Origin of the sequence: Pseudoalteromonas sp. NBT06-2, from assembly GCF_002276045.1 — a bacterium.
Taxonomy (GTDB): domain Bacteria; phylum Pseudomonadota; class Gammaproteobacteria; order Enterobacterales; family Alteromonadaceae; genus Pseudoalteromonas.
The window spans coordinates 1-6,867 of the sequence record NZ_NQMR01000226.1 but is presented as its reverse complement, the minus strand read 5'-3'; the positions used below and the strand labels follow the sequence as shown (position 1 = coordinate 6,867).

General features: G+C 36.8%; 7 protein-coding genes and 1 pseudogene. 6 read left to right on the top strand and 2 right to left on the bottom strand.

Translation table 11 applies throughout. The annotated features are described in order from the left end of the window. The first annotated feature begins 15 nt into the window (after positions 1-15). The 3 genes from tnpA to CJF42_RS24400 all read left to right on the top strand — a co-directional run bounded on the left by tnpA (position 16) and on the right by CJF42_RS24400 (position 4,243). Positions 16-468: an IS200/IS605 family transposase gene (gene tnpA / locus CJF42_RS24410; RefSeq protein ID WP_252097733.1), complete on the top strand. Its 453-nt coding sequence runs from the start codon at positions 16-18 to the stop codon at positions 466-468. Then, entirely contained in the window at positions 437-862 is a 426-nt protein-coding gene (locus CJF42_RS24405) for a transposase (RefSeq protein ID WP_286203529.1), read from the top strand. The genes tnpA and CJF42_RS24405 overlap by 32 nt, the downstream gene beginning before the upstream one ends. Before the next feature lie 528 nt (positions 863-1,390). Then, complete coding sequence (locus CJF42_RS24400) at positions 1,391-4,243, top strand: TonB-dependent receptor plug domain-containing protein (RefSeq protein ID WP_095369128.1); 2,853 nt, start codon at positions 1,391-1,393, stop codon at positions 4,241-4,243. A 213-nt stretch (positions 4,244-4,456) separates the two neighbouring features. Here CJF42_RS24400 and CJF42_RS24395 read toward each other — a convergent pair whose 3' ends face one another. Next, on the bottom strand, positions 4,457-4,852 hold the full coding sequence (locus tag CJF42_RS24395; RefSeq protein WP_212668858.1) for a transposase: 396 nt from the start codon (positions 4,850-4,852) through the stop codon (positions 4,457-4,459). Positions 4,853-5,147: 295 nt separating this feature from the next. Here CJF42_RS24395 and CJF42_RS24390 point away from each other — a divergent pair, with 295 nt between their 5' ends. After that, on the top strand, positions 5,148-5,453 hold the full coding sequence (locus CJF42_RS24390; RefSeq protein WP_095369127.1) for an IS4/Tn5 family transposase DNA-binding protein: 306 nt from the start codon (positions 5,148-5,150) through the stop codon (positions 5,451-5,453). 136 nt (positions 5,454-5,589) lie between these two features. Here CJF42_RS24390 and CJF42_RS24385 read toward each other — a convergent pair whose 3' ends face one another. Then, positions 5,590-6,342 (bottom strand): IS630 family transposase, encoded by a 753-nt coding sequence (locus tag CJF42_RS24385; RefSeq protein WP_141235659.1) that lies wholly within the window; start codon positions 6,340-6,342, stop codon positions 5,590-5,592. Between the two features lie 40 nt (positions 6,343-6,382). On the opposite strand from CJF42_RS24385, the pseudogene CJF42_RS24380 reads away from it, so the two are divergent. Together CJF42_RS24380 and CJF42_RS24375 are read left to right on the top strand one after the other, a co-directional pair. Beyond that, a pseudogene (locus tag CJF42_RS24380) lies at positions 6,383-6,589 on the top strand (LexA family protein); the annotation flags it as partial. A gap of 66 nt (positions 6,590-6,655) precedes the next feature. Then, positions 6,656-6,867 (top strand): DUF4277 domain-containing protein (locus CJF42_RS24375; protein ID WP_141235658.1); only part of this gene is annotated, 212 nt, incomplete at its 3' end.

Below are 6,867 nucleotides of genomic sequence, written 5' to 3'. Positions count from 1 at the left end.
AAGTAGCTTGGGTATATACCTAAAAAAAGACGTAAAATGATATTTGGTTCAATCAGAAAACATTTAGGCGAGGTGTTTCATGATCTAGCTCGCCAAAAAGGTGTGATTATTGAGGAAGGACATTTAATGCCTGATCATGTTCATATTCATATGTGCTTGAGTATTCCACAAAAGTTAGTTGTTTCAAATGTTGTTGGTTTTATAAAAGGGAAGAGTGCGATCTCAATCGCCAGAACACTTAAAGGAAAGCAAATAAACTTTAGTGGAGAAGCGTTTTGGGCTAGAGAATATTTTGTATCAACGGTTGGACTTGATGAAAATATGGTGAGGGAATATATTCGTAATCAAGAAAAGCATGATGCCGATCGAGATCAGCTAAAGCTAGCAGTTAAACGCGCCTTAGGCGCTTACTTTAGCCCTTCTAGGGCGTCATCTAATAAGTCACCGGCTTTGCCGGAGGTCATTTAACTTATCGGCAGCGCAAGTTAAGCGTTATGAAAAAATGAATAGTGAGACTATTCAACATTTTTTCACAGAATTACGAGCTCATAATGGCAGTAATAATAGAATTCATTTAATTTTAGATGGCGCAGGTTATCACCGAACACAGGTTGTTAAAGATAAAGCAAATGAGCTTAATATAAAACTTCACTATCTGGCGCCTTATTGTCTAAATTTAAACTCAATAGAACGGCTATGGAAAATAATGAATGAGCATGTTAGAAATAATAAATATTTTTCTACTGCGAAAGAATTTAGAGATAAAATTTATGCGTTTTTTAGTCAAACAATACCAAAAATAGGTGATATTTTAGAAAGTAGCATTAATAATAATTTTCAGGTGATAAAATCTGCATTTTGAAGTGTGATGGGTATACATATTCAGTAAAATTTAATTCTAATAAAAACGTCATTTTATAGTTTGTTTTTTCTTCCAAATAGTAATTATTTAGTAGCTACTGTAACTCTATTAATGAAAACTTGTTTCATTTACATTTCATTTACAGGGTTAAATGTACCCTTAAACTGGAATATCGCCATGTCAATCTATTTTTTATTTTGTTTTTAATATATTTTTTTTGTAATCGAATGATTACATTTTTCACTTTGAATTTATTTCGTTAAATTTTATTTTATAGTTTTTATTCAGTTGGTTATGTTGTTTTGTTTACTTTCTCTATATATGATTTTGTATTTCAAAGTGTTTCTACTTGGAAACATCTGGGCTTAAAGTGTTAATTTTTTTATAAACATTTGTTGACCAATGTTTCCTATTTTGTTTAATATTTGCCTCGGATAACGAGCAAGACTTAAAAATAGTCATTAAGTTCAACTTAAATGACAACAAAAACTAAATCACATCAAAGAATGTGGTCCAGGGAGAAATCGAATGATAAGTAACAAACTAGCAAAGGCAGTTCGCTTAGCGATGGCTTTTGGTGCTGCTTCAACAGTAGCATTATCTGCAAATGTATCGGCTGCTGATGAAGGCGCTGAAGAAGTTGAACGTATTGAAGTAACTGGTTCACGTATTAAGCGTACGGATATGGAATCAGCATCTCCGGTTACAGTTATTACTGCTGAACAAATGAAAGTTGCAGGTATACAAGATGTAGGACAATTCCTACAAAGCAGCGCTGTAATGTCAGGTTCTCCAACTATGACAACTACAAATAATGGCGGTAATGGTGGTACTTTCGTCGAGTTACGTGGTTTAGGTTCTTCACGTACTCTAGTGCTTGTAAATGGCCGTAGACCTGTAACATCTGATTTTCAAAGCATTCCATCTTCAATGATTAAACGAATTGAAGTATTAAAAGATGGTGCGTCTGCAACTTACGGTGCTGATGCTGTTGCGGGTGTAGTTAATATTATTACTCGTAAAGATTTTGAAGGTGCTGAAGTAACAGTACAAATGAAAAACTCTTTTGATGTAAACGAAAATAAACAAGATAGCATTAGCTTTGTAGCAGGTAAAGCTTTCGATGCAGGTCATATCGTTGTAGGTATTGATTATGTTGAACAAGAAGCCGTTTATCAAGGTGATACTTCAATTGACTTCATGAACTACCCGTGGCAAGTATGGGGTGAGGACGAAGAAGCATCGTTTTGGAAAAATGGGTTAATTGGTGCTAATAAAGAAAATGCAAATGTAATTGTTGTTGGTAGTGGCTCTGTACCTTGTGGTCATTTTTACTTTGCTTCAGAACGCCCTAATCAAACAAATGATAAGTGTGACGGTGGTATTGCAAGCTTAGAAGATATGCGTGATTTCGTTGGTAATGGGCCAAACAATGATACATATAACTATGCACCAGTAAACTACCTTCAAACTCCATACAAAAAATTAAACTTCTTTGTTGAAGGTTCATTGGAATTAGGTGATTCTGTATCAATGTATACCGAAACTCGTATAAATAAACGTACCTCAAGACAAGAGCTAGCAGCAGTACCTTATGATACTCGTTACGATCCAGCTTACAGCGGTACTTTACCAGATGGTACTGCATTTAATGGTGTTTCAAAAGATAACTTCTATAACCCATTCGGTGAAGATGTAATACGTTCTCGTCGTCGTATGCTAGAAGGCGGTCGTAGTTTTGAACAAGATATTATTGGTATTCAGCAAGTAATCGGTTTTGAAGGTGATTTTGGTGATGGTTACTATTATGATGTGAACTATAACTACGGTTATCAACAGGATACTTCTACAGATTTTGGTCAATTATACGGACCTAATTTAGCCAAAGCTATGGGGCCTTCTTTCAAAAATGCTGAAGGTAATATTGTTTGTGGTACTTCTGACGCTCCTATTTCTGATTGTGTTTCTATGAACGTTTTTGGTGGTCCTGGCTCAGTAACACAAGAAATGTTAGATTATGTGTCAGCTCCATTAGTTGATTCTAGTAACTACACTCTACAAACTTTAACTGCCTTTGTGGGTGGTGATGTATTTGAATTACCAGGTGGGATTGTTTCTGGTGGTGTTGGTTTTGAATGGCGTTCAGAAAAGGCAGAAGCACAGGTTGATTCTGGTAAGTTCATGCGTGAAGTTACTGGTAACAAATCTAAAGGAACTAACGGTAGTTACAACGTAACAAGCTTATTTGCAGAAGTAATTGTTCCAGTTGTTGATGGATTAGAAATCCCATTAGGTGTACGTTATGATGACTTCAGTGCATTTGGTGATTCTACAACTTACCAAATTGGTGCTGAATGGAAACCAATGGATGGACTATTAGTTCGTGGTACTTACGGAACGGTATTCAGAGCTCCAGGTATAAGTTCTTTATATTCTCCAGCAAATGACTCATTTCCGTCTGCAACAGATCCATGTCGTCAATCGAACTGGGGAGCATTGACTTCAGCACAACAAGGTTACTGTCAAGCTGATGGTGTACCAGATGGCGGAAGTGCAAATGAAGATGGCCAACAATTAGCTGCATCTGGTGGTAATCCAAATCTTAAACCAGAAGAGGGAGATACTTTCACGCTTGGTTTTGCGTACTCTCCTGATTTTGTTGAAGGTTTAGGGATTACATTAGATTACTGGGCAATTGATATTGAGAAAGTAATTGATACTATAGGTGCTTTTGATTCACTTAAAGGTTGTTATTTAGGCGGTATCTCAGCTTTATGTGGTAATATTGGTCGTACTAATGGTGAGATTACATACTTAAATGCTTCATCAAGTAATTTAAGCAGAATGACTGCTAAAGGTATTGATTTCGAAGCCAATTATGGTTTTGAAGCTTTAGGTGGTGATATTAAATTAAACCTTTCAATGACGCATTTCTTAGAGCGTGAAAATCAAAATTATAATGCTGATAGCTTCAAGTTTGAAATGGAAGACTTAAATGGTCTTTTTGAAAATGATACTAGTTACTTCACAAATAAGATTAATTTTAATGCAAGCTATCAACTTGATAACTTAACTCTTAATTATGCAACTAACTACATGTCTGGTCTTGAGTACACTGAGTTACTTTATTGGGGAACTACAAACATAGATCCTGATGATGCTAATAGTCCACTACATAAGTATGAAGTAGATTCTATGATGTATCATGATGTCTCTGCCGTTTATAGTTTAGAAACAGGTACGACAGTATCAGTTGGTATAACAAACCTTACTGATGAACAGCCTCATTACATTGAGCCTGCATTTAATGGTAATACTGATGAAAGTAACTACCGTTTAATGGGGCGCAGCTGGTACCTTCGTTTAAATCAAACATTCTAATTTAAATTGTTTGAAATGAAAGCCGCTAAGCTTATTTAGCGGTTTTTTTCCCCCAGCGAAGCTGGCAAGAAGCTTTAGCATGCTGACTAAGGGGAAGATAATCTGAATGGTAAGGGCGATACTGGCTAACGGTGAGGTTTAAGGAAGCCATAAGAAGTTAGAGGTACACAACTACTGTAACCTGTTTTAGCGATATTGGTGGGTATAGCTGGATTAATATAAAGTGGCATAATCGATTTGCTCAGAAAACAGCTTATCAAGGCTGCATCGTTTTTTCTTCTTATTGATTTTACCTGTGCCCATTTCTTTTTCAATTGGGTTTAAATCAGGACTGTATGGCGGTAAAAAATCACAGATAAAGCCGCGTTCGTCTATTGCTTCAATCATATCACTTCGTTTGTGAAAAGAAGCATTGTCCATAACGATGACTGAATCTTTAGGTAATAAATCCTGTGTTAGCCATGCATAAAATACGTCTGAATTCACATAACATGTAAAGACGCTGAGTGTTATAAAAGCGCCACCTACGATAGCCCCAATCACATTTACCCGAACTTTTGCCTGCCACTCATGTATGCCATAACACAGTAACCTTTTTTGAATATCCATGGGTACGAGGCATACACTGGGCGAAACCACTTTCATCGAGATAAACAATGTCTCTTCCCGCTTTTTTATAGCCCTCAATGCGACATTGAAAATCTACTCGTGCATTATCATCTGCTTTAGGGGGGGCAGTTTTTTTAAAGTTGATATTGATACGCTTTAACGCGTAATGAATCTAACTCTTATACACAAATAAATTTTTACTAAAACTGAACTTTTTATATTATTGATGATCAGATCATTAACGTTAAATAATCATCACGATTTTAAGTGAAATGCTTATAAAAGATACAGAAAAGTGGGCAGTAATATATTTGGTAATGCTAAGTTAGGTGATGAACGGCGCACTAAGCGACTAGTCAAAATTAGTCATTTAATGGCGAATAACACAGGTAGTTCAATTGTTAAAGCATCTGGTACACAAGCTTCAATTGAAGGAGCTTATCGCTTTCTTCGCAATGATAATATTGATGCTAATGATATTGCCATAGCTGGTTTTTCTTCTCTTTTACCAGAGTTAGAGTTGTCGAATAAGATACTAGCATTAGAAGATACTTCAACATTAAGCTATCGTCATAATGTTACCTGCTTTCCGCGGCTATAAATGAAACATGATTAATTAAAAATCGTTATAATATATAGACAGGTAATTACATTGGTTCTTAAATCGACATCAGCCGCAATGGCGAATAGATCACCACAACTGACGGCAATGGATCACATACTAGTACCTCGACACATTAATTTTGATTGATTGTCCCTATTTTCTCAGGCAATAGCGCATGATAGGCTCGAGTTAATTTTTCACGCGTTGCATCAACATCAAACATCCAATTTATTGATGCTTGTGCATCATTACGGCGCTTTTCCCAAGCAGCCAATTCACTGTGCAACTTGTCCCAATCCGGGATTCTTTGCGTTAGGCACTGCTGGTTCATGTTACCTATTTCTATTTCCACCATATTCAACCAACTCGCGTGTTTTGGTGTGTAATGAAACTCCAAACGATTCAAGATCCGTAGTGCTTCTTTTGGTTCAAACGCCTTGTATAATGAGCCTGTTTTGTGTGTACCATAGTTATCCATCACCACATGGATTTTTTCTGAATCAGGATAATGATCGTCAACAAGCTCTTTCATACACCGCGCAAAATCCGCTGATTTTTTACCTTCCGTTGCTTTCGCTTTTCGCCATCCTCGGTGGCGATCAAAAAACATAAAAATGTTTGCTACGGCAACACGCTTATATTCATAATCCTGTCGGGCTGTCTGTCCAGGCTTTGCTTCTGTTGACGGTGTGATATCCGATACCAATTGCTTCATCGCTTCGTCAAAGTTGATCACAGGTTCTGCCGGATTTTCAGGTTTTGCGTATAAGTCTAGAACATGTTCCATTTGAGCAATGTAGTCTGCATTCATTTTTCCCACACACCACATTTTCCTTTGCCAAGGTTTTAAATCGTTTTCTTTAAACAAGCGTCGAATTGTTTCTATTGAGTGATCTTCTTCATGTTAATACGCAAAACAAGGGCAATATCTCGCCTTTATCCATCAATATATAAAATTAAATGGTATCCCGCCTGCACACACTGATTTTCAAAACTATTTTAAGGTGACACCACCCACAGTCAATCAGATGATTAAAATGCTGGAAAAGAAGGAACTAATTGAAAAGCAACCGCGCACGGCGCGAAGTATTAAACTGAAAGTTCCTGGGCAATTATTACCCTTGCTGAAATAGGGACAATCGATCATCTTCATTGTGTTTAAGTACTAGCTCATTTTGTTATGTCATACTCGCTATCACATGACATCATCTGAATTATTCAATGGCAACAAATACATCCACATCACAACCCGAGATCCCCCCCTAGCTAACGTTCAGATCCAACATCTTGACCATCTCGGGTTAGTTGCTGTCGCCATTGACTCTCTCAAACTGAACGAGCGCATTGATAAACGCCTGCCATTATCACAAAATAGTGACGCTAACTTAACTCATGGGCAACGTGTTAAAGC

Excerpts from the sequence above, each read along its gene's own strand:
- CJF42_RS24400 (WP_095369128.1), top strand. The coding sequence starts at position 1,391 with ATGATAAGTAACAAACTAGCAAAGGCAGTTCGCTTAGCGATGGCTTTT.
- CJF42_RS24395 (WP_212668858.1), bottom strand. The coding sequence starts at position 4,852 with ATGGATATTCAAAAAAGGTTACTGTGTTATGGCATACATGAGTGGCAG.